The 26,519-nt window shown below is 43.1% G+C and carries 25 protein-coding genes; 24 read left to right on the top strand and 1 reads right to left on the bottom strand.

Translation table 11 applies throughout. From position 1 onward, the window contains the following. Positions 1-162 precede the first annotated feature (162 nt). From BN1691_RS05125 to BN1691_RS05055, 15 genes are all read left to right on the top strand, one after another. On the top strand, positions 163-1,782 hold the full coding sequence (locus tag BN1691_RS05125) for a putative polysaccharide biosynthesis protein (RefSeq protein WP_048601122.1): 1,620 nt from the start codon (positions 163-165) through the stop codon (positions 1,780-1,782). 37 nt (positions 1,783-1,819) lie between these two features. After that, positions 1,820-3,292, top strand: coding sequence for a bifunctional methyltransferase/pyrophosphohydrolase YabN (gene yabN, locus BN1691_RS05120; RefSeq protein WP_048601121.1), 1,473 nt, complete (start codon positions 1,820-1,822; stop codon positions 3,290-3,292). Positions 3,293-3,373: 81 nt separating this feature from the next. Further along, positions 3,374-3,646 (top strand): HU family DNA-binding protein, encoded by a 273-nt coding sequence (locus BN1691_RS05115; RefSeq protein WP_048601120.1) that lies wholly within the window; start codon positions 3,374-3,376, stop codon positions 3,644-3,646. A gap of 1 nt (position 3,647) precedes the next feature. Continuing rightward, complete coding sequence (locus BN1691_RS05110; protein ID WP_048601119.1) at positions 3,648-3,929, top strand: RNA-binding S4 domain-containing protein; 282 nt, start codon at positions 3,648-3,650, stop codon at positions 3,927-3,929. Positions 3,930-4,032: 103 nt separating this feature from the next. After that, positions 4,033-4,320, top strand: a complete 288-nt coding sequence (gene yabP, locus BN1691_RS05105) for a sporulation protein YabP (RefSeq protein ID WP_048601118.1) — start codon at positions 4,033-4,035, stop codon at positions 4,318-4,320. After that, positions 4,317-4,874, top strand: a complete 558-nt coding sequence (gene yabQ / locus BN1691_RS05100; RefSeq protein WP_048601117.1) for a spore cortex biosynthesis protein YabQ — start codon at positions 4,317-4,319, stop codon at positions 4,872-4,874. The genes yabP and yabQ overlap by 4 nt, the downstream gene beginning before the upstream one ends. A gap of 17 nt (positions 4,875-4,891) precedes the next feature. Then, positions 4,892-5,185, top strand: coding sequence for an FtsB family cell division protein (locus BN1691_RS05095; RefSeq protein ID WP_048601116.1), 294 nt, complete (start codon positions 4,892-4,894; stop codon positions 5,183-5,185). 90 nt (positions 5,186-5,275) lie between these two features. Next, positions 5,276-5,683, top strand: a complete 408-nt coding sequence (locus BN1691_RS05090; protein WP_048601115.1) for a S1 domain-containing RNA-binding protein — start codon at positions 5,276-5,278, stop codon at positions 5,681-5,683. 188 nt (positions 5,684-5,871) lie between these two features. Then, positions 5,872-8,328 (top strand): stage II sporulation protein E, encoded by a 2,457-nt coding sequence (gene spoIIE, locus BN1691_RS05085; RefSeq protein WP_048601114.1) that lies wholly within the window; start codon positions 5,872-5,874, stop codon positions 8,326-8,328. A 92-nt stretch (positions 8,329-8,420) separates the two neighbouring features. Continuing rightward, the gene (locus BN1691_RS05080; RefSeq protein WP_048601113.1) at positions 8,421-9,158 is read left to right on the top strand and encodes a vWA domain-containing protein; all 738 of its coding nucleotides are present in this window, start codon (positions 8,421-8,423) and stop codon (positions 9,156-9,158) included. After that, complete coding sequence (locus BN1691_RS05075; RefSeq protein WP_082147003.1) at positions 9,142-10,053, top strand: protein kinase domain-containing protein; 912 nt, start codon at positions 9,142-9,144, stop codon at positions 10,051-10,053. The genes BN1691_RS05080 and BN1691_RS05075 overlap by 17 nt, the downstream gene beginning before the upstream one ends. A 29-nt stretch (positions 10,054-10,082) precedes the next feature. After that, complete coding sequence (gene tilS / locus BN1691_RS05070) at positions 10,083-11,516, top strand: tRNA lysidine(34) synthetase TilS (protein WP_048601111.1); 1,434 nt, start codon at positions 10,083-10,085, stop codon at positions 11,514-11,516. Then, positions 11,500-12,045 (top strand): hypoxanthine phosphoribosyltransferase, encoded by a 546-nt coding sequence (gene hpt / locus BN1691_RS05065; RefSeq protein ID WP_048601110.1) that lies wholly within the window; start codon positions 11,500-11,502, stop codon positions 12,043-12,045. The genes tilS and hpt overlap by 17 nt, the downstream gene beginning before the upstream one ends. 43 nt (positions 12,046-12,088) lie before the next feature. Beyond that, the gene (ftsH, locus tag BN1691_RS05060; protein ID WP_076850105.1) at positions 12,089-14,107 is read left to right on the top strand and encodes an ATP-dependent zinc metalloprotease FtsH; all 2,019 of its coding nucleotides are present in this window, start codon (positions 12,089-12,091) and stop codon (positions 14,105-14,107) included. Positions 14,108-14,284: 177 nt separating this feature from the next. Next, the gene (locus tag BN1691_RS05055; RefSeq protein ID WP_048601109.1) at positions 14,285-15,970 is read left to right on the top strand and encodes a formate--tetrahydrofolate ligase; all 1,686 of its coding nucleotides are present in this window, start codon (positions 14,285-14,287) and stop codon (positions 15,968-15,970) included. A 60-nt stretch (positions 15,971-16,030) separates the two neighbouring features. Here the strand turns inward: BN1691_RS05055 and BN1691_RS05050 are convergent, their stop codons facing one another. Next, a complete protein-coding gene (locus BN1691_RS05050; RefSeq protein ID WP_048601108.1) occupies positions 16,031-17,428 on the bottom strand; it encodes a CPBP family intramembrane glutamic endopeptidase in 1,398 nt (465 codons plus the stop codon). 156 nt (positions 17,429-17,584) lie between these two features. On the opposite strand from BN1691_RS05050, the gene hslO reads away from it, so the two are divergent. The 9 genes from hslO (at position 17,585) to lysS (ending at position 25,998) form a co-directional block, all read left to right on the top strand. Then, entirely contained in the window at positions 17,585-18,493 is a 909-nt protein-coding gene (hslO, locus tag BN1691_RS05045; RefSeq protein WP_048601107.1) for an Hsp33 family molecular chaperone HslO, read from the top strand. Between the two features lie 23 nt (positions 18,494-18,516). Then, complete coding sequence (locus tag BN1691_RS05040; RefSeq protein ID WP_231638351.1) at positions 18,517-19,422, top strand: peptidyl-prolyl cis-trans isomerase; 906 nt, start codon at positions 18,517-18,519, stop codon at positions 19,420-19,422. 81 nt (positions 19,423-19,503) lie between these two features. Beyond that, a complete protein-coding gene (gene cysK / locus BN1691_RS05035) occupies positions 19,504-20,427 on the top strand; it encodes a cysteine synthase A (protein ID WP_048601105.1) in 924 nt (307 codons plus the stop codon). Between the two features lie 184 nt (positions 20,428-20,611). Further along, a complete protein-coding gene (folP, locus tag BN1691_RS05030) occupies positions 20,612-21,820 on the top strand; it encodes a dihydropteroate synthase (RefSeq protein ID WP_231638342.1) in 1,209 nt (402 codons plus the stop codon). Then, positions 21,813-22,169, top strand: a complete 357-nt coding sequence (gene folB / locus BN1691_RS05025) for a dihydroneopterin aldolase (RefSeq protein ID WP_048601104.1) — start codon at positions 21,813-21,815, stop codon at positions 22,167-22,169. The genes folP and folB overlap by 8 nt, the downstream gene beginning before the upstream one ends. A gap of 2 nt (positions 22,170-22,171) precedes the next feature. After that, entirely contained in the window at positions 22,172-22,678 is a 507-nt protein-coding gene (gene folK / locus BN1691_RS05020; RefSeq protein WP_048601103.1) for a 2-amino-4-hydroxy-6-hydroxymethyldihydropteridine diphosphokinase, read from the top strand. Between the two features lie 49 nt (positions 22,679-22,727). Next, complete coding sequence (gene dusB, locus BN1691_RS05015) at positions 22,728-23,744, top strand: tRNA dihydrouridine synthase DusB (RefSeq protein ID WP_048601102.1); 1,017 nt, start codon at positions 22,728-22,730, stop codon at positions 23,742-23,744. Positions 23,745-23,997: 253 nt separating this feature from the next. Next, positions 23,998-24,477, top strand: coding sequence for a transcription elongation factor GreA (gene greA / locus BN1691_RS05010; RefSeq protein ID WP_048601101.1), 480 nt, complete (start codon positions 23,998-24,000; stop codon positions 24,475-24,477). A gap of 36 nt (positions 24,478-24,513) precedes the next feature. Then, positions 24,514-25,998 (top strand): lysine--tRNA ligase, encoded by a 1,485-nt coding sequence (gene lysS, locus BN1691_RS05005; protein WP_048601100.1) that lies wholly within the window; start codon positions 24,514-24,516, stop codon positions 25,996-25,998. The last annotated feature ends 521 nt before the right edge of the window (positions 25,999-26,519 follow it).

Here is a 26,519-nt window from a genome sequence, read left to right as displayed (position 1 = left end):
TAAAATTTACGATTTTGGATTCAAGGCAGGTGTCGACACCTGCTTTTCTTTTGCAGAAGAGGAGATGATTATGGTGAATTTTCTCGATTCAAATGCGCTATATGAAAGTTATGTTTGAATCTGATATAATGGGTGCAGTTTTGAGTGAGGAGCGCAACCATTATGAGTGGAGAAAGCAGAAAATTAATTAAGGGTGCTGCCATTTTAGGCATGGCAGCATTTATTTCGAAGGTCATTGGCTTAATTTATCGATTCCCATATAAAGCGATTACAGGTGATGATGGATTTTATGTGTATAATCAAGTCTATCCCATCTATTCTACGCTACTAATTATTGCTACAGCAGGTTTCCCCATGGCAATTTCTAAGCTGGTTTCTGAACGCTTAGTTATAGGAGATACAATCGGCGCGAAGCAAGTTTATCGGGTGAGTAGCCTTTTTTTGGGATTCACAGGCTTGGTCTCTTTTTTGCTCCTCTTTTTTGGTGCAGAGCAGATTGCTACATGGTGGGGTGATCCGAAGCTCACATTACCCATTCGTGTCATCTCGATCTCGATCTTGATCGTCCCACAAATCGCTGCAATGCGCGGTTATTTTCAGGGCTTTCAAAATATGATGCCCACAGCAGTTTCGCAGGTTGTGGAGCAGATTGTACGTGTAGCTACGATTCTAATCTTAGCGTACTGGTTTATGAATCATGGGTATGGTGTCTACTATGCAGGAGCAGGTGCCATGTTTGGTGCTTTTATGGGTGCGTCGTCAGCTCTGTTCATTCTGCTATACTACCAACGGGATATTCGGAAGGAACAGGAACGTTATGTCCAATTCAAACAAGATCAGATAAGTGAGTCATCTTCAACGAAGATCCTTAAGGAGCTATTTACCATTGCGATCCCGATCTGCTTCGGGGCCATGGTGGTGCCATTAATGCAATTAGCAGATTCCGCCACGGTCAAAAATATGCTTACCATCGCTCATTGGCCAGAAGAGGATGCCATTACACAAACGGGTATCTATGGAAGAGGGATGCCCCTTGTACTCTTTGCTTCATTTTTTGCTACGGCATTATCCAGTGCATTGATTCCATCCATTGCAGAGGCGAAGGCAAAGGGGGAAATGAAAGTAATTGGCATCCGTACAGAATTGGCGATACGTCTTACCCTGATCATTGGCTTGGCAGCATCTGTTGGACTTGCTGTATTAGGCGAGCCTATCAATGTAACCTTGTGGCAGAATGACAGTGGTACATTTACCATGCAGGTACTGGCCTTCATGACTATTTTTTCCACCATTGTAATCACATCTTCAGGTATATTGCAGGGGTTAGGCCGCGTTTATTTGCCAGCTGTTCATATGCTCTTTGGTGTTGGCCTAAAAATCATCTTAAATATTCTCCTTGTTCCCCTATGGGGCATTACGGGAGCAGCGATTTCTACAGTGCTGGCATATGGCTTAGCAGCGCTTTTGAATATGCGTTCATTGGCCAAGTATACAGGAGTAAGCTTTCATTTTCGTGACTTTTACTGGAAGCCCTTGCTCTCTGTCCTTATTATGGGTGTACTCGTTGCACTTACAGATTTAGTGCTGCAATGGGCTCTATATGGAGTACTCTCCTATCGTTGGCAGATGTTGATCATTACCATTGTTGGTGTTTTGGTTGGGGTTCTTAGCTACTCCCTTGCATTATTACGTACTGGTGCAATTGTTCGTACAGACTTACGCGTTGTGCCAAAGGCCAATCGTCTTATTCCGCTACTGGAAAGATTGCGTTTAATTCGCTAAGCATATGAAGATTGGCATCAATGAAGAGGTGATTGAAATGCACGAAATACGTATTTATGGTGTAGGTTATGGTGGCTTGAACCAATTAAGCTCAGGCTTATTACAGCAGATCTATCAGGAGCCCCATCTATATGCACGTACATTAGACCATCCGATCTTTTCACAGTGGGATTACCCAGGGACGATTATCTCGTTCGATGAGTACTATGTGAAATATCCAACATTTCAACAGGTCTATGTAGCCATTGTTTCGGAACTGAAAAATGCTGCAGAATCTCAGGATGTGGCCTATGTAGTGCCTGGGCATCCCATGGTGGCGGAGATGACGGTTAAGCTTTTGTTAATGGCAGAAACGGGTAATGGTAGTCAATATCATCTCCAAATCATGGGAGGGCAAAGCTTTTTGGATCAAGTATATACGGCCTTTCAAGTTGATCCTGTAGATGGTTGCGTGGTCCTTGACGGTACAAGCTTACAGGAAGAACAGTTTACTCCTTATCTCCACCTTATTATCATGCAGGTGTATGATCGGATGGTAGCCTCAGAGGTAAAACTCACATTAATGGAGTATTATCCTGATGAATACCCAGTGGTGATTGGAACAGCCTTAGGCATTGCTGGAGAAGAACAGATTCAAGAGGTTCCCCTCTATCAATTGGATCATCATGATCTGTTTAATAATTTAACCTGTGTCTATGTCCCGAAATCAGAGGAAATGGGTGATCGTCTTCGCCATTTCCAACAGCTTCGGCAGATCATTGCCCAGCTCCGCTCACCAGAAGGCTGCCCTTGGGATCAGAAACAGACGCATCAGTCCTTACGTAAGTATGTACTAGAAGAGGCTTATGAAGTGGCTGATGCAATTGATGAAGAGGATCCGGAGCATCTTCAGGAGGAATTAGGGGATCTTTTATTGCAAGTGATGTTACATGCACAGATCGGCAAGGAGACAGACGAATTCTCAATCTATGATGTGATCGAAACATTAAATAAAAAGATGATCCATCGTCATCCTCATGTTTTTGGATCAAAGAATGTGAAGGATGAGCATGAAGTGCTTCAAAATTGGCAAGAACTGAAAGAAGCAGAAAGGCAACGAGAGGGGGAAGTGAGTTCATTGCTCAATTCCGTTCCTGTCTCCATTCCTGCGATGCAACGGGCCATTGCATTACAGAAGGAAGCTGCAAAGGTAGGCTTTGATTGGGCTGAATCGGAGGAGATTTGGAAGAAGATTTATGAGGAGTTATTGGAAGTTGAAGACGCGAAAGGTGAGTCCATTGAGCGGGTAGAGGAAGAGCTGGGTGATCTGTTCTTTGCGCTGATCAACTATGCCCGCTTTATCAAGATTGACCCAGAGGCTGCATTAGCAAATGCCAATCTTAAATTCACCCATCGCTTTCAATACATAGAGCATGCGATTCAGCAAAATGGAGGTTCCATGAAAGCAAGCAACATTGAAGAGCTGGAATACTATTGGCAAGCAGCAAAGCAGAATGAAAAAGAGAAATAGAGAAAAAATTGTGTCTAGAGAAGGAATTTAGCAAGTCAACTCGAATATGAGTAGGTAGCACCAAAAAGGAGGCTTATTAGGATGAATAAACAAGAGATTGTAGGGAACATTGCTGCAAAAAGTGGTTTGACCAAAAAAGATGTGGAGAAAGTTTTAAGCCAATTCTTTGATGAGGTTTCCAATGCCTTAGCAAATGGAGACAAAGTTCAATTTGTTGGCTTTGGCACATTTGAAACACGTAAGCGTGCAGCACGTACTGGTCGTAATCCTCAAACTGGTAAAGAAATCACAATTCCTGAAACTGTTGTTCCTGCGTTTCGTCCTGGTAATAAATTAAAAGAAGCAGTCAAATAAGATGCGCCTAGATAAGTTTCTTAAAGTATCGAGAATTATTAAGAGGCGAACTCTTGCTAAAGAAGTATGCGATCAAGGTCGCGTTAAAATTAATGGACTTGAGGCGAAAGCGAGCAGCATTGTGAAAGTTGGAGACCAATTAGAGATTCGTTTTGGCCAGAAAATCTTAACGATACGAGTGGATCTGCTCAATGAACATTCTCGTAAGGAGGATGCGAAAGAGCTATATAGCCTGATTAAGGAAGAATCCATTCAATCCAATGAAGACTACACCATGCTGTAGTCTCTTTTTTATCTGTAAAAGTTCTATTTTGATCCTCCTTTCCATACCATGTACTAAAGAGTGTACAGGCAGTAATCCACTGTCAGGGAAAGGGGTCAAGCACATGAACAGCCGCCCATCCAATGCGCAGCAGAAGCAGCATGAAGTGATGATTGTTGGAAGAAAAAAGATGGAGATTACCGGTGTTATACATGTTGAGAGCTTTGATAGTGATGAATTTTTAGTAGAGACGGTAGCAGGGTTTTTAAGCGTGCAAGGCGAAAACTTGCATATTAAAACCTTAAGTCTGGATCAAGGGCTACTTGCCATTGAAGGTCTTTGTCGAGAAGTGCGTTATCTTGATCAGCATGGAGAAAAGGCGAAAGGTCTCTTTGGACGGTTATTCAAGTGAGTTTAGAGATCCAACTGATTACAGCGGCTGGTATGCTCGGTGTAGGATTTCTTTTGGGTGCAGGATATGATGTGATCCAGGCAAGCCGCAAGGTATGGCGGACTCCATCCTGGGTTCAATGGGTGAGTGACCTCCTATTTTGGGGTGTGGGCACCTGGGTTACATTTAAGATGTTGTTCCATCTTAATGGTGGGATATTACGCCCCTATTTTTTGGGCTTTCTTTTTGCAGGATCCTTGGGTTATTACCTTTTTTTACATCAGACTATAGTCAAGCTTTACCAGGGTATGCTATCTTTGATATGGAGAGTTGTAAAAAGCAGCTTTTTATTACTGTATCGTGTGATCCTATTTCCGCTCCGACTACTTTACGCGTGTTTGATCATGATCGTCGGTGCAGTCTTCTGGTTCTTTACGGGTTTGACCCGCATTGTGTTAGGACCATTAAGGTGGATTGCTTCCCTGTTATGGAGAGGGATTAAACAATTACCGGGGATTCAACGGTGGACGGATCGAAACTCAGACAATGAAGATGAGAACAATCACAAGGACTGAAGGGGATGAGAGAACCCATGAATCGTGGAATGGTTCGTCGAAGGAAGCGCTGGAATCGTATTATACTTCTTCTTTTATTTATATATGGTACATGGGCTTTCGTCACCTATCAACATCAAGAGTCAGCGCTCGATGAAAAAAAGGAGCAGATAGAACAGCTATCAAAAGAAGCAACGATTGTAAAAGCACAGTATGAGGAGCTTACTTATCAGATTGAACGTCTTCAAGACGAAGACTATCTTTTAGAATTAGCACGGAAAGAATACTATATGTCTTTACCGGGAGAAATGATTTTTGAGTTCCCCAAATAAGTATTGATCAAATTGACAGTTATTTTTCCCTTCGTTTATAATGGAACATGAAGAGTGTTTTTATCATCTTTAAGGAGGATTTTTTTCTACATGGCGATTGAAGTGGGCACTAAATTGCAAGGCAAAGTTACAGGGATCACTAATTTCGGTGCATTTGTTGAACTACCGGATGGAGTGACTGGTCTTGTCCACATTAGCGAGATTGCAGACAACTATGTGAAGGACATTCATGACTTTCTCAAGGTGAATGATGTTGTAACCGTGAAAGTTCTCAGTGTCGAATCAGATGGTAAGATTGGTTTATCTATTCGTCAGGCTAGTGACAGCTATAGCCCAGAGAACAATCGTAAGCGCAATTCACGTGAACGGAACCAACGTCCCCGTCCCCAAGATTTATCTTTCGAAGACAAGCTAACTCGTTTTATGAAGGATAGCGATGAGCGTCTAGCCACTCTGAAACGCTATACGGAAGGGAAGCGAGGGAACGGCAAGCGTTAAAATAAAATATCGATCTAAAAACGCATCCTGACGGGATGCGTTTTTCATATTGCGACAAGCTTCCCTCCCCATGAAAAACAGTCAAGTAATTGTCGGAAAATTCTTTCATTGTGTTCCCCCTTTTTGACAAACTTCCTACATGTCAGTGGCTATAATGGAGAACACCAATGATAAAGAGGTGATAGAAAATGAAAGAGAAAAGCATGATGGCTGCAGGAGTGCAGCTTCATCAGAATGGACAGATTGGCTGGGGTACCCTTATGGAACGATGGATTAATGGGAACCGTCTTACGCTTCTCCTCTTTATGGGTATGGGATTCTTATTTGGACGAGCTCAGATCTTAGGCGATATGTTTCCCTTTGCCTTATCCTACTATTCTGTGATCCACTACCTTCGGCGTAAGGAAAGTAGCTTGGTGGCACTAGGAATTCTATTGGGAGCAAGTAGTCAAGGGATGATTGCCTTTTTCCTCATCGCCTCTCAACTTGTTGTATACTCCATGCTGGCAATGGGGGGAAAACGCAAGCAACCGATTGCAATCTACTGGTATTCAGTAGTATTGGGGGGAACAATTTTTCTTACGCGGTTCATGCAAGCCTATATCATGAATAGCTTTACCTATTATCAACTCTCACTTGCTCTCGTTGAAGCACTACTTGCTACGGTACTTTACTATCTTTTTACACAGTCCCTTCCCCTAGTTCAGCGGAAGAATCCATTACCCTTTACCCATGAAGAATTGATTTCCTGTGTATTACTAATGGCCTCGGTGATGATTGGATTGGTAGGCTTAATGCTAGGACCCATCTCCCTTTTGCATGTGCTTTCTCGCTGGGCAGTTCTTCTATTTGCTTTCATCGGGAATGGAATGGTAGGAGCTACAGCAGGCGTGGTGGTAGCCTTAATCATCAGTCTTGCGGATGTCCAAGCACTACCGGAGATTGGGAGACTAGCATTCGCAGGCTTATTGGCAGGTTTAATAAAAGATGCAGGGAAGCTGGCAGTTTCCGCTGGTTTTCTCATCGGATCCTCCCTACTTACTTTCTATTTACAAGGTCCGATCAATATCTCATTACTTGAAACATTTCTCGCCATTTTCCTATTTGTCGTTACACCAAAGAGGTGGCTACATCACTGGGCTGGTTTTATTCCAGGCACGATAGAGTATAAGAGTGCAAAGGACGAAGAGACCCAATTTGCTCGTAAAGCATTGCTCGATCGTGTTAATCAGCTAAGCGAAGTATTTCAACATTTATCCCGAAGCTATTTGCAAAAACGTATAAGCAAGCAATCTCAGCAGCACCAGAGTAGGTATGAAACCTTACTTGATCGGGTCACCAATGAGACTTGCCTCCATTGCTGGCTACGTGATGAATGTTGGGAAAAGAATTTTGAACGAACCAATCAGATGATGAAGCAGATGAGTCAGCATGTGGAACAGTTCAAAGAGATTAAGAGCAGTGCCATTCAACCGAACTGGATTCAATCCTGTAAGAAGGTGGAGCGGGTACTGCGAGTGATGAAGAAAGCACATGAAGAGATTATGAAGGAATGGCAAGTACAGGAGCGGATGGAGCAGATACGCCAGATGATTGCCCAACAGTTCTCAGGTATTTCCCAGGTAATGTCGCAGTTTGCCCACTCTGTAGAAAGGGAGGGTACTGTTTTTAAACGTCAGGAGCTATCCATTCGCGAATCAATTGAGAACTTAGGTATTCAGATTGATGATGTTCAGATTCTATCGTTAACCGAAGGAGAGATGGAATTGGCGATCACCCTTCCCTATTGTGATGGAAAGGAAGTGAGTAGGAAGCTGATCGCTCCATTACTTTCTCAATTAACTGGTGAAAACATTATTGTAAAGGAGGATGGCTGTATTCACCCGAAAGGGACATCATGTACTACCCATTTTATTTCTGCAAACACCTTTGCGATTACCACTGGTTATGCTGGCGTGGCCAAAGCGGGGAGAATGATCTCTGGTGATGTTCATTCAGAGATGAACATCGGACGAGGGAAGGTTGCCATCGCCATCAGCGACGGAATGGGTAATGGGGAACGGGCCCATAAAATGAGTGCGGAAGCGCTTCAATTACTTCATGATCTGTTACGAACTGGCTTGAGTGAACAGGTGGCCATTCAAATGACCAATGCCATATTAGGCATCCGTCCCGATGATGAGATGTTTGCAACCTTGGATCTCTCCTATATTGATTTACAGAGTGGAAACACCCGCTTTTTAAAGATTGGGTCGCCTCCTTCTCTCATTATTCGAGGTGATAAGATTATATCCGTTCGTGCAGAAAATTTACCCTTAGGCATTGTTAATCAACTAGAGCTTGAAGTGGTGGAGGAACACTTAAAAGCAGGTGATCTTTTAGTCATGATGACCGATGGGGTTTATGAGCTATCTGGATGGGAAGAGGCATATGAAGCTTGGATTCAGAAGGCGATTGCAGAGGTCGGACGAAGTGAGCCACAACGAATTGCTGATGCTCTATTAGAACAGGTGGTTCTACATCATCCCCAATTAGAGGATGATATGACCATACTGGTGGCACGTGTGGAGCGCTTTTCACCAGCATGGTCAACGATTCCACTGCCACGGGGACTTCAGATTGAGCCAATTCGAAGAATTTCCTGACGTCATCAGTAAAGAGAAAGGAAGGGTATGCATTAGGATAAAGATGGAAAAAATGATAATACCATAAGGAGGCGGTAAGGAGGGCAAACAATATGGGGAGAATAACCCTACGACAGATTCTATGTCTTACTGATGGCGGCTCTAATCAAGGGGACAGTCCAGTTACTGCAGCGCAATATGCACGTGAGCTAGGAATCACTGTCAATGTAATCGGTATCGTAGATCGTAAGCATATGACACCTCAAGAGGAGCAAGAGATTGCAGAGATAGCAAAAGCAGGAGGAGGTATCAGTCAAATTGTTGGTGTACAACAGCTGACGCAAACAGTCCAAATGGTGACAAGGCAAGCCATGAATCAAACCATCACCAATGTTGTTCAACAGGAATTAAAAGAGATATTAGGTGAAGGTTCACTTGCAGTATTACCTCCTGCACAAAGGGGAGAAGTGATAGAACGGGTTAATGATCTCGGTGAAATGGCTAATCTTCAAGTATTAATATTGATTGATACCAGCGCAAGTATGAAGAGTAAAATGTCTGCAATTCAACATGCACTACGAGACTTTCAATTAAGTCTGGAATCAAGGGCAGGGGTGAGTAGATGGGCTGTCTATACTTATCCAGGGAAAAAAGAGGTTATCACTGAGCAAGTAGCCTGGTGTGAAGATATGAACCAGTTAACTCATTTAGCCTCCAAGCTGGAAATGTCGGGGTTAACACCAACGGGTCCCGCTATCCAAAGTGCCATCAAGTATTTTGAGTCTGGAACAAGCAGGTTACCTACTGGAGAATGGGATGATGAAGGTAGGTTGAATGACCATGTCATTTAGCGCTTTTCCTGTACAGATCATCGGGCGTTGGAATCAAAAAAAGTATGAAGTTGTACGAGAATTGGGTAGAGGAGCCAATGGCATTGTTTATCAGGTAACGCGTGATAATCAGTATTATGCCTGTAAGTGCTCGTCTGATCTTACAACTATACAAATGGAGATTAATGTATTACAGCATTTTGCAAGGACCCGGGAGCGTTTCTACGGGTCTTTCCTCTTGGATGCTGATGATTTCTTGTGGAATGGTCGATTATATAGTTATTACATTATGCCTTATTTTAAAGGAGTTACGTTAGATCGTTGGATTAGACAAAAGGGAAGAGTAGAGGCAGCGCGCTGCATTAATCACCTACTCGAACGAGTACGACCAATTCATGAGGCGGGATACGCATTCGGTGACATCAAGGCTGCTAATGTTTTGGTTTCATCTGGCTCAGGGGAGGTAACTCTCATTGATTTTGGAGGGGTAACGCCATTTGGACAAGGGATCCGTCAATATACGGAGCAGTATGATCAAGGTGTATGGAAAGGTGCTTCGCGGAAGGCTGATCAAACTTATGATCTCTTCTCCATCAGCATATTATTTCTTGAGTTACTGGTACAGGACCGTGTTTCAATGGCACAGTTGCTAAAATCAAGGGTGGGAATAGCCGGATTGGAGCGCTTGATCAACAAATATGTTGAACCTCATTATCGAAAAGTATTATGGTATGGAATAAGAGGAAAGTACCAATCTGTGGAGAGTATGCGTAAGCATCTTACTCAATGTGATAAGAGTCTAAAAAATCAGCGCCAAGATGTGGTACCCTCTGGTAAAGGCTTAATATATGGGATGCTTTTTATCGCATCGATCCTCTATTTATGTGGATATTGGTTACAGGGATACATTCCTTAAGCAAGAACGATGGGAGGGGGAGAGTCTGAGTGTTAGAGGAGAGAGTGGCATCGTTTTTCGAACAGCATCAATTTACTCAATTAGAGAATCTACTTTTGCTTGTAGGTGTTTCAGGTGGTCCAGATTCCATGGCTCTTCTAGCCATTCTTCATCAGCTTCAGCCATTCTATAAGTACAGAATTATGGTTGTTCATGTGAACCATCAACTTCGAGGGGTAGAGGCCGACTTAGATCAAGCCTTGGTGGAAGAGACATGTAAGAATTGGCATATTCCTTACGTATTACAACGAGTCAATGTGAAAGAATATATGCAGGAGTATAAATTGGGAAGTGAAGAGGCTGCACGAATATTACGTTATGATGTATTCCGTCAAGTTGCTCATGCAGTATCGGCATCCCATCTGTTTTTAGCTCATCATGCAGATGATCAGGTAGAAACTGTTCTGATGCATCTTTATGATGGCACAGGTTTACAAGGATTGAAGGGGATGGATCCGCTGCGCCATTGGGAAGGTAAGTGGCTAGTCCGACCTCTTTTAGGTACCTGGCGCAATGAGATTGAAGCGTACTGTGAGGAGAAAGAGATTCCGTACCGTATTGACGCTACCAACTTTTCTGTGGAATTCGAGCGTAACTGGCTACGTCATCAGCATATCCCCCAATTACAAGAAGTTTATCCACAGGTAAAGAAACGGATCATCCAATTGGCAGAACTCGTAGCAGACGAGAATGCATATATGGAAAAAGAAGCAGAGGAATGCTTCCAGCAGTTGGTTTTGTACGATGACATAGAACATTGTTATCGAATGACAAGAAAGGATTGGTCTAGGAATCATATTGCTTTACAAAGAAGATTGGTTAAATTAATATTAAAATGTCTTAGTGTATCAGCGCGCATCAGCAGGCATCATGTCGATGAGATAATCAAGTTTCTTCAAACTGAAAAAACAACAGGAATAATGCATCTTCCTAAGGGCTTAAGGGTGCAACGTGTGTATGATTTCATTTACTTTTTTGTGGAAGCTCCTGAGGAAGAAGCGGATATTTTACCTGTAAGTAGGTCATCTCTTCCTTTTACTACTTTCATACCGCAGTTAGACTGGAGGGTTCATATCCAAGTTACTGATAAGCTAGAAAACGTGAAACCTTTTCTGCATACTGTCGTATTTGATTATGATCAAATTAACTTTCCACTACAGATTCGTACAAGGCAGCCAGGGGATCGAATGGGCTGTTTTGGTATGAAAGGTAGTAAAAAATTGCATGATCTTTTCATTGATGCAAAAATCCCTACCCATCAACGAAATAGATGGCCTATAATATCAGACAATAAGCAGATTTTATGGGTGCCACTATTACGAAGATCCAACATCGCGCCAATTGGTGATGAGACGAAACATTTTCTGTATATCACTGTAGAAACAACGAGAACTGGGGAGGATCAAGATGAATCAAGATATTGAAAAAATCTTATTGACTAAGGAGGAAATTGAAAAAAAGGTAACGGAGTTAGGGCAGGAGATTACATCTGCTTACGCTGGAAAAATGCCACTCGTTATTTGTGTCTTAAAGGGTGCAGCACCCTTCATGACAGATTTGATACGCCATATTGAGTTACCCATTGAGATTGATTTTATGGCAGTCTCAAGCTATGGCAGTTCAACAGAATCTTCAGGTGTAGTACGTATCCTCAAGGACTTAGAAACCTCTTCCGAGGGTAGAGACGTACTCATTGTCGAAGATATTATTGATTCTGGTTTGACCTTGCGCTACCTTGTGGATTTATTAAAGAGCCGAAATGTAAATTCAGTAAGGATTGCAACACTATTAGATAAACCTGGGCGCCGTACCATTGACTTAACCCCTGATTTTCTTGGATTTTCTATTCCAGATGAATTTGTGGTCGGCTATGGCCTTGATTATAATGAGCAATATCGAAATTTACCGTACATTGGTATTTTGAAGCGTGAAGTGTATGAACACAAGGAATAATATGTTACAATTATAGATATGTCTTCGTGAGAGGAGGTAAGGAATGAATCGATTCTTCCGGAATACCGGATTTTATTTATTAATATTCCTAGTCACTGTAGGTATTTTCAGTTTTTTTGCTAACCAGAATGTAAACTATTCTGAAATTCCGTATAATGAGTACCGAGTTCAGCTTTTTGATGGGAACGTTTCATCTGTAACACTAAAGATGGATGATGGTACCTATTACATAACAGGGAAGTTAAAATCCACTGTTAACAACAAGGATACATTCAGCACGCGTGGACCTTTTTCTGAACAACCGATCGCTGATCTGCAAATGGCACAAGAGAAAGGGCTCGTTGGCTCCTACACATTCCAACCACAAGAGGGGCCATCAGTATGGATGACATTCTTAACATCCATCATTCCTTTCATCCTTATTTTTGTTCTTTTCTTCTTCCTGCTTAACCAGGCCCAAGGTGGCGGTAATCGGGTAATGAGCTTTGGAAAGAGCAAAGCGAAGCTTTACTCTGAGGATGGTAAAAAGAAAGTTACCTTTAAGGATGTAGCAGGTGCCGATGAAGAGAAGGCAGAGCTAGAGGAAGTTGTAGAGTTCCTCAAAGATCCACGGAAATTTGCTGCTGTTGGTGCACGAATTCCAAAAGGTATTCTTCTATTTGGACCTCCAGGTACAGGGAAGACCTTACTTGCACGTGCTGTTGCCGGTGAGGCAGGTGTACCTTTCTTCAGTATCAGTGGTTCTGACTTCGTTGAGATGTTTGTGGGTGTTGGTGCTTCGCGGGTTCGTGACCTATTCGAAACAGCGAAGAAGAATGCACCTTGTATAATCTTTATCGATGAAATTGATGCCGTTGGACGTCAACGTGGCGCAGGATTAGGCGGAGGTCATGATGAGCGGGAGCAAACATTGAATCAGCTGCTCGTAGAAATGGATGGCTTTGGAGAGAATGAAGGAATCATTATCATTGCAGCTACCAACCGTCCTGATATTCTAGACCCAGCACTCCTTCGTCCAGGTCGATTTGACCGCCAGATTACAGTCGACCGTCCAGACGTACGGGGTAGGGAAGCTGTGTTGAAGGTTCATGCTCGTAATAAACCGCTGAGCGATGAGATCAACCTTTCCGTTATTGCCCGTCGTACACCTGGATTTACGGGAGCTGATCTAGAGAACTTACTCAATGAAGCTGCCCTACTAACAGCTCGACGCAACAAGAAAGAGATTACCATGTCAGAAGTGGACGAAGCTATTGACCGTGTTATTGCGGGACCTGAGAAGAAGAGCCGCTTAGTCAGTGAAAAGGAACGGCGCTTAGTGGCCTATCATGAGGCTGGACATACCATCGTTGGTTTCTTCTTAGATAATGCTGATGAGGTGCATAAGGTTACGGTCATTCCTCGTGGTGGAGCTGGTGGGTATACCGTGATGCTACCAAAAGAAGACCAGTTCTTCATGACCAAGCAGGATTTATTAGATAAAATCACTGGTTTACTAGGTGGTCGTGTGGCTGAAGAGCTCGTACTGGGTGATGTTAGTACGGGGGCATCCAATGACTTCCAACGTGCCACCTCTATCGCTCGTGGTATGGTCACGAAGTATGGGATGAGTGATAAGCTAGGTCCAATGCAATTAGGTCAATCTAATGAGCAAGTTTTCTTAGGTCGTGATCTAGGTCATGATCGAAACTATAGTGAAAAATTCGCTTATGAAATTGACGTAGAAGTGAAGGGATTCATCACTCAATGCTATGATCGTTGTAAACAGATTCTCACAGACCATCGTCAAGAACTAGAGAATCTAGCGCAAGCATTGTTGAAATACGAAACATTAGATGGAGCACAAATTAAAGAGATTGTTGAAACAGGTACGCTTGCTAATCCTCCTATTGTAGAAACCAATGGGAATGGAGCAACACCTGGAAAGAGTAATGATCAGGTGAAGGTAACCATCCATGCAAAAGAAGAGCGAGAAGAAGTATTGGAGAAGGAACCTAATGTGATCGATCTACGTGCACCACAATCACCTTCTGATGAAGGTGAAGATAAGCCGAAAGAATAAATTTCGCTTCAATTACAGATGAAATCAATTTTTGTACGACGAGAAATGGAGAAAACATTTCTCGTCTTTTTTCATAGAGGAATTATTTTTAAAATTTGCTACAATATAAAGAGGGGAAGGAATCCCAACTATTTCTAATCTAAACAACAGACTTCTATTAAGGGGGAGAAACGGAACATGAGCAACCCAGCTGTACCAAGCGATATCGAAATTGCCCAGGCTGCAAAGATGTTACCTATTGCGGAGATTGCCAAACAATTGAATCTGCAAGAAGATGAGTGGGAACCATATGGTCGTTATAAGGCTAAACTTTCCTTAGGGATTTTAGACCGGCTCGAATCCCAACCAGATGGTCATGTGATTCTGGTTACTGCCATTAACCCGACACCAGCAGGCGAAGGTAAATCTACCGTCACAGTTGGGCTGGGACAAGCATTAAACCGCATCGGTAAAAAAGCCATCGTTGCATTGCGTGAACCATCCTTAGGCCCAAGTATGGGGATTAAAGGAGGTGCGGCAGGTGGTGGGTATTCGCAGGTAATGCCAATGGAAGAAATCAACTTGCATTTCACTGGGGATTTACATGCCATTACCACAGCTCATAATGCATTAGCAGCAATTCTAGACAATCATATCCATCAGGGAAATGAGCTGCAGATTGATACTCGCCGTATTACATGGAAGCGAGTATTAGATCTCAATGATCGGGCGTTACGACATGTGACTATTGGATTGGGAGGTCCAACACATGGTGTACCACGGGAAGATGGTTTCGATATCACAGTTGCATCAGAGATCATGGCTATCCTCTGCTTGGCAAAGGATCTTCATGATTTAAAGGGAAGATTATCTAAGATTGTAGTAGGCTACAATTATGAGAAACAACCAGTCACTGTAGCGGATATTGGCGTAGAAGGTGCATTAGCCTTACTCTTAAAGGATGCAATCAAACCTAATTTGGTACAGACCTTAGAGAACACGCCAGCCATTATACATGGTGGTCCCTTTGCCAATATTGCACATGGGTGTAATAGTATTCTTGCAACCAAGATGGCTAGCAAGATGGCAGAATATGTTGTCACAGAAGCAGGATTTGGTGCTGATTTAGGAGCTGAGAAGTTTCTTGATATAAAAATGCGTACAGCTGGGATGAAACCATCTGCAGTGGTGATTGTCACTACAGTTCGCGCATTGAAAATGCATGGTGGTGTAAGCAAGCAACAGCTTCAAACTGAGAACCTAGAAGCCTTGAAAGCGGGATTAGCCAACCTGCAGAAGCATATTGAAAGCATTCGTTCCTTTGGCCTTCCTCATGTCATCGCCCTCAATCGCTTTACCAATGATACAGAAGCTGAAATAAGTACCGTTCGGGAATGGTGTAATCAGATGGGTGTTCGGATGGCTCTCTCCGAAGTTTGGGCAAAAGGAGGAGCAGGAGGGGAAGCGCTGGCTCAAGAAGTGCTTGCTGCTATTGCTGAAGATGAGAACCATTTTGCACCGATTTACACCCTTGATCAGTCGCTACAGGAAAAGATTGAGGCTATTGCTAAGACCATCTATGGCGCAGATGGCGTTGAATTCTCTTCCAAGGCATTAAAACAGCTAACCCAGTATGAAGGCTTTGGCTGGGGTAAGCTGCCGGTTTGCATGGCGAAGACACAGTATTCCTTATCAGATGATCCAGCATTACTTGGCCGTCCTCAGGGATTCCATATCACTGTACGGGAATTACGTCCGTCTATTGGAGCAGGCTTTATCGTCGCCTTAACAGGTGATGTGATGACAATGCCTGGGCTACCTAAGCAGCCAGCTGCTTTACAGATGGATGTTACAGATGATGGTAGAGCCATCGGCTTATTCTAATTATATAATTTTGAATTAAAAAAACGCCGTTAGGTATCCAATACCTACGGCGTTTTCACCTTAGAATTGTAGCCATTGAGGAAGAAAAATGAGTAAGGTGGTAAAGAGACTAGTAGCCCATATATTACGAGTGCGTTGATAAAAGAGACCTGTTATTAATGATCCCAGTGGAATAATAATCATTGATTGGAGGAAGAGCTGTCTTGGTAGCCATGTCTCTGTTGCAAGATTAAAAATCAGATTGCTAATTGTAATGGCTAGAGTGGTTAAGAGTAGTGCGATCCAAGGGTTACTATAGCGTTCAATGGTATTCTGAAAAAGCACCCGCCAAAAAAGCTCCTGGATCAACGCAGTGAAAAAGAAGATGTGAATCAAGGTCCCGATGGTATGAGTCCAGGGACCTTCCTTGATCCCTGTAGGAAACTGTATCGCTCCCATCCCTTGCATTAAGATAGCTAATACCACTGCAGCAAATAAGAGTGAGGGTAGGTTCATTGTATGAAATCCTAAGTACTGCCATGCCTTATATTGACCGAGATAGGGAATGATCAGAAGTGAATAGAGAATGAGGAGAATGATGTACTGTGAATAATGTGGTTCTCCACGTATGACGATATGTGCTCCTGCAAAGAGCAGGAAAATAGTTATCAGATAAGAGATGGGGGGATGCTTTAATTCCCCTACAAGAAATTTCCACTGAGGCTGTGAAATGATATCCGTGGTGAGAAGTAGCGTAGCGATCAGTGCCATGGTGAATAAAGAAATAATAAACAAAGGTCCGCCGGTCATAGATTGTGGGACAGGATACTCTTGCTGCAAGCTAGGATGCTGGTAATGAAAGGCTTTTTCTCCTTCTTTCTGCAACAGGATACTCTGATTCTCCCAATATCGTATAAGGGCTTGATCCTGACCCTCTAGCAGGATAAGATGTCCATCCTGTTGAGCGGGATAATATCGTGTATATCCAAAAAGGTTATAACTGAAGTAAAGAAATGATCGCTGACTGTTAATTGATGTGATTGTACTTTCAAGGCTGGTAGGATTCGGGATAGGTGCTAAATCAAGATCAAAAATGAGGATCTGATAACTAGCTTCATCCATGGGTAGAAAGGCTTTTCTGAAGGGATAGGTTTGTTTGCTTGTTCCATCAGGGGAATGGAATTGGAATATCCCCTCTCCCCAAAAGAAGATACCCTCTAAATAGCCATCCTGATTATAGCCAGGGATGAAGTAACCATTCTGAGGAAATGAGATCATCGCATAGTCAAAGTATGAAATCTGGATGTTATGAAAGGAGTATGCTTCTTTGATCTGCATCGGTTGGGACAATTCGCCACTTACTTGTGCGTCGCCAATCATCATCAAAACCGTGGAAGAAGCTACAAGGATAAAAACAACGAAAAGGAGGATGCTGAAAGCAATGGGGTTCTGTGTATAGGCTTTCCATCCCAATTTCATCATGTCGTCCTCCTAAATGGATGATCAAAATTGCTTGAATCATTCAGATAGTAACTATTTCGACAAAAGTAAACTTTATCCTGCATCCGCGGCCATTTCTACTTAATAGGGCATGTGTTACACTATCCATATGTTACTAGATAGGAGGAACTGTCGATGAACGATTATATGGTTCGAGGACTAGCATATCATCAACAAATCCGTTGTTTTGCTGCAACAACCACCCATCTGGTGGATGAAATATGTCGTAGGCATGATGCATGGCCTACGGCAAGTGCTGCGCTAGGTCGTGCGCTTACAGCAGGATCGATGATGGGGATGATGCTCAAGGATGAGCAAAAATTGACCATTCAAATCAAAGGAGATGGTCCGGTGGGTCAAATCTTCGTTGATGCCAATACGGAGGGCGATGTACGTGGATATGTCAGCAATCCTCATGTGCATTTTCCCCTTAATCCACAAGGAAAGCTGGATGTAGCAAGGGCTGTCGGACGCCAAGGCTATCTCAGCGTAACGAAGGATTTAGGCCTGCGTGAACCTTATCATGGCTTAAGTCAACTGGTTTCAGGAGAACTAGGGGAGGATTTTACATACTATTTTGCTACATCAGAGCAGACACCATCAGCTGTGGGATTAGGAGTAATCGTTCATCCTGAATTGTATATCGAAGCAGCAGGGGGCTTTATCCTACAGGTCCTACCTGATGCTAGTGAGGCTGCTATCACCTTATTGGAAGAGCGCCTTAAAGAGGTGGACTCTGTTTCTTCACTGGTTAAGCGAGGATTAACACCAGAAGAGATGCTCCATCACATCTTAGGTGAGGAGATCGAAATATTGGGGCGAACGGAGCTCCAGTTCACTTGTAGCTGCTCAAAGGAAAGGGTAGAGCGAACATTATTAAGTCTAGGAATTGAAGAACTGGAGAAGTTATTGAAGGAGCAGGATGAGGTAGAGGTTACCTGTCACTTTTGTCATGAACAGTATCGGTTATCCCATGAAGAGGTTGAGAACCTGCTCCAGCGATTGCAGGGACAAAAAAAGGAAGAACAGAAGAACAATAGATAGAGAAAAGGAGGAGAACGGTGAAGATGGGAAATAAGCAAACGCCCTGGATTACTTATACACTTGGTCTTCTCATCATAGGAGGTAGCATCTTAACTGGGTGCTCCAGTGAATCCACTGTAGAGAAGGAGATCGTAGCCTCGGTAGGTACTGTTTCCATCTCTGAAGATGAATGGCGTCAACAACTAGAATCAACCTATGGGGAACAGATCCTTATGCAAATGGTAGACAAGCAAGTGTTAGCACAAGCGATGAAGGAGCATGGACTGACAGTAACCGAAGAGGAATTATCCTCTTGGATATCGTGGCAGCAAAGAAGGTCTGGTATGGAGAATGAAGAGGACTGGATGGCAAAGGTGGAAGAACGAGAAGGAATCCCGTATCAGTCCTATTTGGAAAGAGAACGATTTAGCTTGGCTTTAGAGAAGCTAGCCATTCAGCAGCATGCTTCAGAAGAAGAAGTGCAAAAATATTATAAGGAACATCAATCAACCTATGAGCAGCCTGTGCAGTACTTGGTTTCTGCTATCTTTACAGAGACCAAGGAGGAGGCGGAAGCAGTATATCAAGAATTACATGCTGGTAGTAGCTGGGAAGCGGTTGCTGGTGAACGAGTGACTCACCCCTTGAATGCAATACAAGGTGGAGATTTAGGCTATATCTCAACGGATACATCCTGGCTACCCTTTGAATTAATCGACGCTGTTACCCAGCTTCCGGTGGGAGAACTGAGTGATCCTATTCCATTAGAGAAAGGGTATGCTGTTGCAGAGGTCCGTAAGAAGCTAGAATCTACGAACTATACCTTTTCTACGCTTGCGCCAGTGGCCTATCACGATTATCTAAAAGAAATGGGATTTGTTCCAGAGGATCTCTTGGTTCAATTACGGGAGCAGTACCAAGTAAAACTTTTTCCACGTCAATCCAATTGACAATTGCAAAGCATATTGGTATTATTCTAACAAACCACATCTGTTTACTCGGAATTAAATAAAGAGAGAGGGGTTTGTGCGATGAGAGTTGTTGAATCTATTGTGGAATTGATTGGTCAAACACCAATGGTGCGTTTACATCATCTTGTTGAACCAGAGATGGCAGACGTACTATTAAAGCTAGAATTCTTTAACCCAGGAAACAGCGTGAAGGATCGAATTGCACTTTCCATGATTGAGACAGCAGAAGAGGAAGGGAAATTGAAGCCTGGAATGACCATTATTGAGCCTACCAGTGGCAATACAGGAATCGGTTTAGCGATGGTCGCAGCTGCTAAAGGGTATAAAGCGGTCCTTGTTATGCCAGAGACCATGAGTGTAGAACGTCGTAAGCTTTTTAAGGCTTATGGTGCAGACCTTGTATTAACACCAGGAAGTGAAGGGATGGCAGGCGCAGTTCGCAAGGCGGAGGAGCTCCTAAAGAGTGATCCTGCATTTTTTATGCCTCAGCAGTTTGAAAATCCAGCCAATCCAGCGGTTCACCGCAAAACTACAGCACAAGAAATCCTAAAACAGACAGAAGGGAAGATTGCTGGGTTTGTCGCAGGTGTAGGTACAGGGGGCACATTAACTGGAGTAGGAGAGATCCTAAAGCAGCAGGATAAGAATATTGTTGTTTGGGCAGTTGAACCAGCAGACTCTCCAATTCTGTCTGGAGGTCAACCAGGACCTCATAAAATCCAAGGGATTGGTGCCAACTTTATTCCTGGAATCCTGAACACTTCTGTTTACGATCGAGTATATCCAGTCACATCAGAGGATGCGTTTCAAACAGCACGTCGTTTAGCAAGGGAAGAGGGTATTCTTGTTGGAATATCGGCTGGTGCAGCGGTCTTTGGTGCCCTTAATCTGGCACGTCAATTAGGTGCGGGTAAGCAGGTTGTGGTTATCGTTCCCGATAATGGTGAGCGCTATCTCAGCACCCCGCTCTTTGAGGAATCATAGACTTTTCTGAATAGATATGATATGCTCTTTTTGATATCCGCCCATTGTTGGAGTTGCCACCAGTGGGCTTTTCCTTTTCCTACTTGGGAAGGATAAGTTAGAGAAAGTGGACAAGTATTGGGGAATACTACATGATACCCCTTGGATGCACAGGTACTGCATAGAGAGAAAGGACGCGTATGATGTGAGTAAGTATCAAGCATTGCGGTTATTTCCAAACCACCAAGATGAAATAGTCGATGAGATGAAGAAGTTAGGTGCAGACTTGAACGGCATTAAGCTAATGGCCCCGAAAGCAGAAACCATCTTGATCCGCCTGCATGGTGTCTCCCTTAAGGCAGCAAACCTATTAAAGCAAGAGATGCTAGCTCTAGGCGGCGATTGTGTATTGCATCGTGAGGTATCCATGCTCAAGATTGATCCAACCGATGTGATGCTAATTGGTACAAGAAGGCAGTATAACGGCTTACTTCGAAAATGTCGCGTTCAGCCATTTGACTTGCCTCGAATTGGTGAAGAGATCAACCAATTACTAAAGGATGAGAAGCGACGCTTCCGTCCCTGGCAGCTTCAAGCTGGACCTTACTTCATGGATCTGCAGTCAAAAACCTGGGTAATGGGTATTCTAAATGTTACTCCCGATTCTTTCTCGGACGGTGGGAAATTTAATCATTTGGAGACAGCTATCGAGCATGCTCAACAGATGGTGGCAGATGGCGCTGATATTATTGATATCGGTGGTGAGTCCACTAGACCCGGTCATAAGCAGGTTACTCTGGAAGAGGAGCTAAAGCGGGTTGTTCCAATTGTTGAGGCGATCCGTGGGAAGGTTAATGTCCCCATCTCCGTCGATACGTATAAGGCAGAGGTAGCACGTCAGGCCATTGAAGCGGGCGCCAATATTATTAATGACGTGTGGGGCTGTAAGCGTGGTCCCAATATGGCTCAGGTGGCAGCAACTTATCATGTACCCATTATTTTAATGCATAATCGTGAGGATACAAATTATCATGATTTAATTCCTGACATGATTTCTGATATACGTGAAAGCATTCAGCTTGCTCATGAAGCAGGCGTTTCAGACGAAATGATCATCTTAGATCCAGGTATTGGTTTTGCAAAAACCTATGAACAGAACCTTGAAGTGATGGATCGGCTAGACGAATTTGTCGCATTAGGATACCCTGTATTATTAGGAACATCTCGTAAGTCCATGATCGGAAAAGCACTACAGCTTGAAGTGGATCAGCGCCTCGAAGGTACAGGTGCCACGGTCTGTTTAGGAGTGGCTCGCGGCTGTCAGCTTGTAAGAGTCCATGATGTACAACCGATAAAGCGTATGGTGATGATGATGGATGCTATGCTAAAGAGGGAGAACCACATTGATGGATGAAATTATTTTACAAGAGCTACAGTTTTATGGGTATCATGGTGCCTTTGAAGAGGAACAGCGCTTAGGGCAACGTTTCATCATCGATCTTATCTTAAGGCTTCCTTTGCAGAAAGCAGGAAGAAGCGATCAATTAGCAGATACGATCAACTATGCGGATGTATACGAACTGGTACGTAAGGTTGTTGAAGAAGAGAAGTATCGATTATTAGAACGCTTAGCGGAAGAGATTGCACAGCGTCTGCTCCACGTTTTTCCCATTGAACAGGTTGAACTCCAGGTAATGAAACCCAACCCACCTATTTCAGGGAATTATCGTGCAGTAGGAGTTAAAATCATAAGAGGTAAATAAACATGGAACAATGGATTGATGCATACGTTGCATTAGGATCGAACATTGATAATCGGGAAATCCACTTAGAAGAAGCCATCGAGCATTTGGTAATGAATCCTCATGTTTCTTTGGTGGAGACATCAGCAATATACGAAACAGATCCAGTTGGCGTTCTAGATCAGTCAGCCTTCTTAAATATGGCGATCCACATTAAAACCACGTTATCTGCCCAGCAGCTCTTACATGAGATGCAGATGATTGAAGATAAACTCGGGCGTGAGCGTACGGTTCATTGGGGACCTAGAACCATTGACTTGGACTTGCTGATGTATGGGGAGGAAGAGATTGAGGAAGAGAACCTCATCGTACCTCATCCACGCATGGCAGAACGTTTATTTGTCCTAATTCCACTTGCTGATATTGGAGAAAGTTTACAAATACCAGGCATTCAACAGACTGTGAAAGAACGAATTGACCATTGCCTAGCACAAGGTTGTAAGAAAGATTCTGTACGCTTATATCGGTAAATGATTGTATAATATGGGAATATAAAGGCGTTTCATTGGAGGTGACCCGATGCAAATAGGTGATGTTCACCTACAGAACAATGTGATATTAGCACCCATGGCAGGAGTCTGTAATCCAGCCTTTCGCTTAATTGCGAAAGAGTTTGGTGCTGGCTTGGTCTGTGCTGAGATGGTAAGCGATAAAGCCATCCATTTTCGTAATGAACGAACGATGGACATGCTCTATGTAGATGAGCGCGAACGCCCACTCAGCTTGCAAATATTCGGTGGAGATAAGGAAACCTTAGTTGATGCAGCAAAATATGTAGACCAACATACCAATGCGGATATCATCGATATTAATATGGGGTGTCCAGTTCCCAAAGTGACCAAATGTGATGCTGGTGCAAGGTGGTTATTACAGCCTGAAAAAATTGAAGAGTTGGTTACAGCAGTTGTTCAAAACGTCCAAAAACCAGTCACCGTTAAGATGCGGATGGGCTGGGATGCTGAACATATCTACGCTGTAGAAAATGCACAAGCCGCTGAACGTGGTGGTGTGAAGGCTGTCACCATTCATGGTAGAACTCGTGAGCAGATGTATGAGGGTCAAGCCAATTGGGATATCATTGGTCAAGTAAAAGCAAGCGTTTCCATCCCTGTAATTGGAAATGGGGATGTATTCACACCAGAGGATGCGAAAAGCATGCTGGATACCACCAGAGCAGATGGCGTCATGATCGGCCGAGGAGCGCTTGGCAATCCTTGGATGCTCTATCGAACTGTTCAATACCTAACGACAGGCATACTTCCACCAGAACCATCGGCGCTGGAGCGAATTGAGATTGCAGAACTCCATATGGATCGATTGATTCGCTTTAAGGGTGAAAAAGTAGCAATCATGGAGATGCGCAAACATGCAGCGTGGTATCTTAAAGGGCTGCCAGGTGCGGCGAAGGTGCGTCAAAAGGTAAATGAAGCAGAGAGTCGAGAGGAATTACATCGAATTCTCCATCGCTACGTGGAAGAAATAGAAAATGATCCCAACCCATCTGAAAGCGAAATTCCATTAAAAGCCCAATGGTGATCTATCTCGGGAGTGGTTGACATTTTCCATATGTTTCAATATAATTCAGTAAGATTCTTAAATTATATTGAGTTGAACTGCCAGTGGGGCTGCCCATTGGCAGTTTACATACTATATAGCCCTATTCTGCTGTATAGGGGCGGGAGCATCAGAAGGATGGGGTCATATATGAGGCCGCATAATGCCTCATGGATATTCATATAATCAAGCAACAACATGACGTATTCATTAATGAGAAAACGGAGGAATTTAAATGTCAGAAAAAGAGATTGTTCTTACTCCTGAAGGTTACAAAAAAATGGAGGAAGAGCTAGAGTATTTAAAAACGGTAAAACGCCGTGAAGTGGCAGAACGTATTAAAGTGGCTATCAGCTACGGGGACTTAAGTGAAAACTCCGAATATGATGATGCGAAAAACGAGCAAGCATTTATCGAAGGACGAATTATTACCTTAGAAAAAAAATTACGCAATGCCCGTGTTATCAATGAAGATGAAGTGGACGTGAATGTAGTTAGTATTGGTACCACCGTAAAGCTGAAGGATATTAAATATGACGAAATTGTGGAATATACCATTGTTAGTTCAGCAGAATCCGATGTGAAGGAGAATAAGATTTCCAATGAATCTCCAGTTGGGAAAGCATTGATTGGTAAATCTAAAAAGTCTATCGTTGATGTTGAAGTACCTGCTGGTGTGATCAAATATGAGGTCTTAGACATTACGCGGAAATAATTTGTACCTTTATCCCTGAATTAGGAGTGACCTAACATGACAGAAGAACAACAAAGTACAGAACAGATGCAAATACGTCGTGAAAAATTAGAAGAGCTTCAGTCAATGGGTAAGGATCCTTTCTCCGTCGATAAATTTGAGCGGACTCATACATCTGATACTATTTTTTCCATGTATGAAGGGTACGAGAAAGAGGAGCTCAATGGCCTTGATGTGAAGGCTCGTATCGCTGGACGTATTATGACAAAGCGGGGGCAAGGAAAAGCAGGATTTGCCCATATTCAAGACATGGGCGGACAGATTCAAATCTATGTTCGTCTCGATCATGTGGGCGAAGAGCAGTTTCAACTATATAAGCAAGCAGATCTTGGCGATATCGTTGGTGTAGAAGGACAAGTCTTCCGTACCAATACTGGCGAGTTATCTGTAAAAGCGGACTCATTCTTCTTGCTAAGCAAAGCTCTCCGTCCATTACCAGATAAATTCCACGGCCTAAAAGATGTTGAACTACGCTATCGTAAGCGATATTTGGACCTTATCAGCAGCCCTGAAGTGAAGGAGACCTTCATTACACGTAGTAGTATTCTTAAGGAGATCCGGACCTACTTAGACAAAAAGGGTTATCTTGAAGTAGAAACACCAATGATGCATAAAATTGCTGGTGGAGCTGCAGCTAGACCATTTATAACCCATCATAATGCACTCGACTTGGATCTATATTTACGTATTGCACTTGAGCTTCACTTAAAACGACTTGTTGTAGGTGGAATCGAAAAAGTATATGAAATTGGCCGTGTATTCCGTAATGAAGGAATTTCAACACGCCATAATCCTGAATTTACAATGCTAGAGCTGTATGAGGCATATGCTGACTTCCATGATATCATGAATCTTACAGAAGACCTGGTTGCATCTGTCGCAAAAGAAGTCCTCGGGACAACCAAGATTACATATGGTGAATATGAGGTTGATCTAACACCTTCATGGCGTCGCGTTCATATGGTTGACCTGATTCGTGATGAATTGGGAGTTGATTTCTGGCAACCCATGAGTGACGAAGAAGCATTCCGCCTTGCAGAGGAACATGGGATCGAAGTAAATAAGAATATGACCTTTGGCCATATCGTCAACGAATTTTTTGAACAGAAGCTTGAAGAGACACTTATACAACCGACATTTGTTTATGGACATCCTGTAGAGATTTCACCTCTTGCTAAGAAAAATCAACAGGATCCACGCTTCACTGATCGGTTTGAACTATTTATTGTAGGGCGTGAGCATGCGAATGCATTCTCTGAACTAAATGACCCTATCGATCAAAGAGCTCGCTTTGAAGCACAATTAAAAGAACGTGAGCTAGGCAATGATGAGGCTCATATGATGGATAATGACTTCTTAGAAGCATTAGAAATGGGAATGCCTCCAACGGGAGGGTTAGGAATTGGTATTGACCGTCTCGTTATGCTTTTGACCAATTCTCCATCCATCCGTGATGTACTACTCTTCCCATTAATGAAATAGGGAATGAAATAGGATCTTCTTAATTCGAGATGAGGGTTGGTACGTAGTCTTAGTCCAACCCTCATTTATTTATCTCAGCATTACCAATGCACTTGCCTTTACAAGCGGGAGTATTGTCTTGCAAAGCTTCATACTTTGCGTATAGGGGATATGATCGATAGCCTTAATCCATCTGGTATAGACTTCCATGTTTTTTGAGTGAAAATAAGTGTTGACATAATATAAGCTAGCGTGATAAGATAACTCTTGTCGTCACAACAGCGACGAGGCAATAACGAAGAGATTCTTTTGATGCTTAGCGAAGTATGAGTAGAGCAAAGGATCATCGGCTAAGAGCGCAATGTCCTGTTGCAACGCCGATAAAAACTACAGAGCATTACCAACAGGTTTTTATGCTCTGTGAGCAATATATCATTTCTTTTATCGTAGCGCGACACCGCAACCTCCGGTTGCAGGAGCGCGAGATAAATAAATGATATATGCGAACCGTCGTTCTTTGAAAACTGAACAATGGAAAAGAA

Source organism: Rubeoparvulum massiliense (assembly GCF_001049895.1).
In the GTDB taxonomy this organism is placed as follows: Bacteria; Bacillota; Bacilli; order Rubeoparvulales; family Rubeoparvulaceae; genus Rubeoparvulum; species Rubeoparvulum massiliense.
Note: the sequence above shows the minus strand (reverse complement) of the source record. Positions and strands in the feature narration are given on the sequence as shown.

Excerpts from the sequence above, each read along its gene's own strand:
- folK (WP_048601103.1), top strand. The coding sequence starts at position 22,172 with ATGGAACAATGGATTGATGCATACGTTGCATTAGGATCGAACATTGAT.
- BN1691_RS05055 (WP_048601109.1), top strand. The coding sequence starts at position 14,285 with ATGAGCAACCCAGCTGTACCAAGCGATATCGAAATTGCCCAGGCTGCA.
- ftsH (WP_076850105.1), top strand. The coding sequence starts at position 12,089 with ATGAATCGATTCTTCCGGAATACCGGATTTTATTTATTAATATTCCTA.
- BN1691_RS05090 (WP_048601115.1), top strand. The coding sequence starts at position 5,276 with ATGGCGATTGAAGTGGGCACTAAATTGCAAGGCAAAGTTACAGGGATC.
- cysK (WP_048601105.1), top strand. The coding sequence starts at position 19,504 with ATGAGAGTTGTTGAATCTATTGTGGAATTGATTGGTCAAACACCAATG.
- yabP (WP_048601118.1), top strand. The coding sequence starts at position 4,033 with ATGAACAGCCGCCCATCCAATGCGCAGCAGAAGCAGCATGAAGTGATG.
- yabN (WP_048601121.1), top strand. The coding sequence starts at position 1,820 with ATGCACGAAATACGTATTTATGGTGTAGGTTATGGTGGCTTGAACCAA.
- hpt (WP_048601110.1), top strand. The coding sequence starts at position 11,500 with ATGAATCAAGATATTGAAAAAATCTTATTGACTAAGGAGGAAATTGAA.
- folB (WP_048601104.1), top strand. The coding sequence starts at position 21,813 with ATGGATGAAATTATTTTACAAGAGCTACAGTTTTATGGGTATCATGGT.
- BN1691_RS05075 (WP_082147003.1), top strand. The coding sequence starts at position 9,142 with ATGACCATGTCATTTAGCGCTTTTCCTGTACAGATCATCGGGCGTTGG.
- BN1691_RS05115 (WP_048601120.1), top strand. The coding sequence starts at position 3,374 with ATGAATAAACAAGAGATTGTAGGGAACATTGCTGCAAAAAGTGGTTTG.
- BN1691_RS05050 (WP_048601108.1), bottom strand. The coding sequence starts at position 17,428 with ATGAAATTGGGATGGAAAGCCTATACACAGAACCCCATTGCTTTCAGC.
- BN1691_RS05110 (WP_048601119.1), top strand. The coding sequence starts at position 3,648 with ATGCGCCTAGATAAGTTTCTTAAAGTATCGAGAATTATTAAGAGGCGA.
- spoIIE (WP_048601114.1), top strand. The coding sequence starts at position 5,872 with ATGAAAGAGAAAAGCATGATGGCTGCAGGAGTGCAGCTTCATCAGAAT.
- BN1691_RS05040 (WP_231638351.1), top strand. The coding sequence starts at position 18,517 with ATGGGAAATAAGCAAACGCCCTGGATTACTTATACACTTGGTCTTCTC.
- BN1691_RS05095 (WP_048601116.1), top strand. The coding sequence starts at position 4,892 with ATGAATCGTGGAATGGTTCGTCGAAGGAAGCGCTGGAATCGTATTATA.
- lysS (WP_048601100.1), top strand. The coding sequence starts at position 24,514 with ATGACAGAAGAACAACAAAGTACAGAACAGATGCAAATACGTCGTGAA.
- greA (WP_048601101.1), top strand. The coding sequence starts at position 23,998 with ATGTCAGAAAAAGAGATTGTTCTTACTCCTGAAGGTTACAAAAAAATG.
- hslO (WP_048601107.1), top strand. The coding sequence starts at position 17,585 with ATGAACGATTATATGGTTCGAGGACTAGCATATCATCAACAAATCCGT.
- dusB (WP_048601102.1), top strand. The coding sequence starts at position 22,728 with ATGCAAATAGGTGATGTTCACCTACAGAACAATGTGATATTAGCACCC.
- BN1691_RS05080 (WP_048601113.1), top strand. The coding sequence starts at position 8,421 with ATGGGGAGAATAACCCTACGACAGATTCTATGTCTTACTGATGGCGGC.
- BN1691_RS05125 (WP_048601122.1), top strand. The coding sequence starts at position 163 with ATGAGTGGAGAAAGCAGAAAATTAATTAAGGGTGCTGCCATTTTAGGC.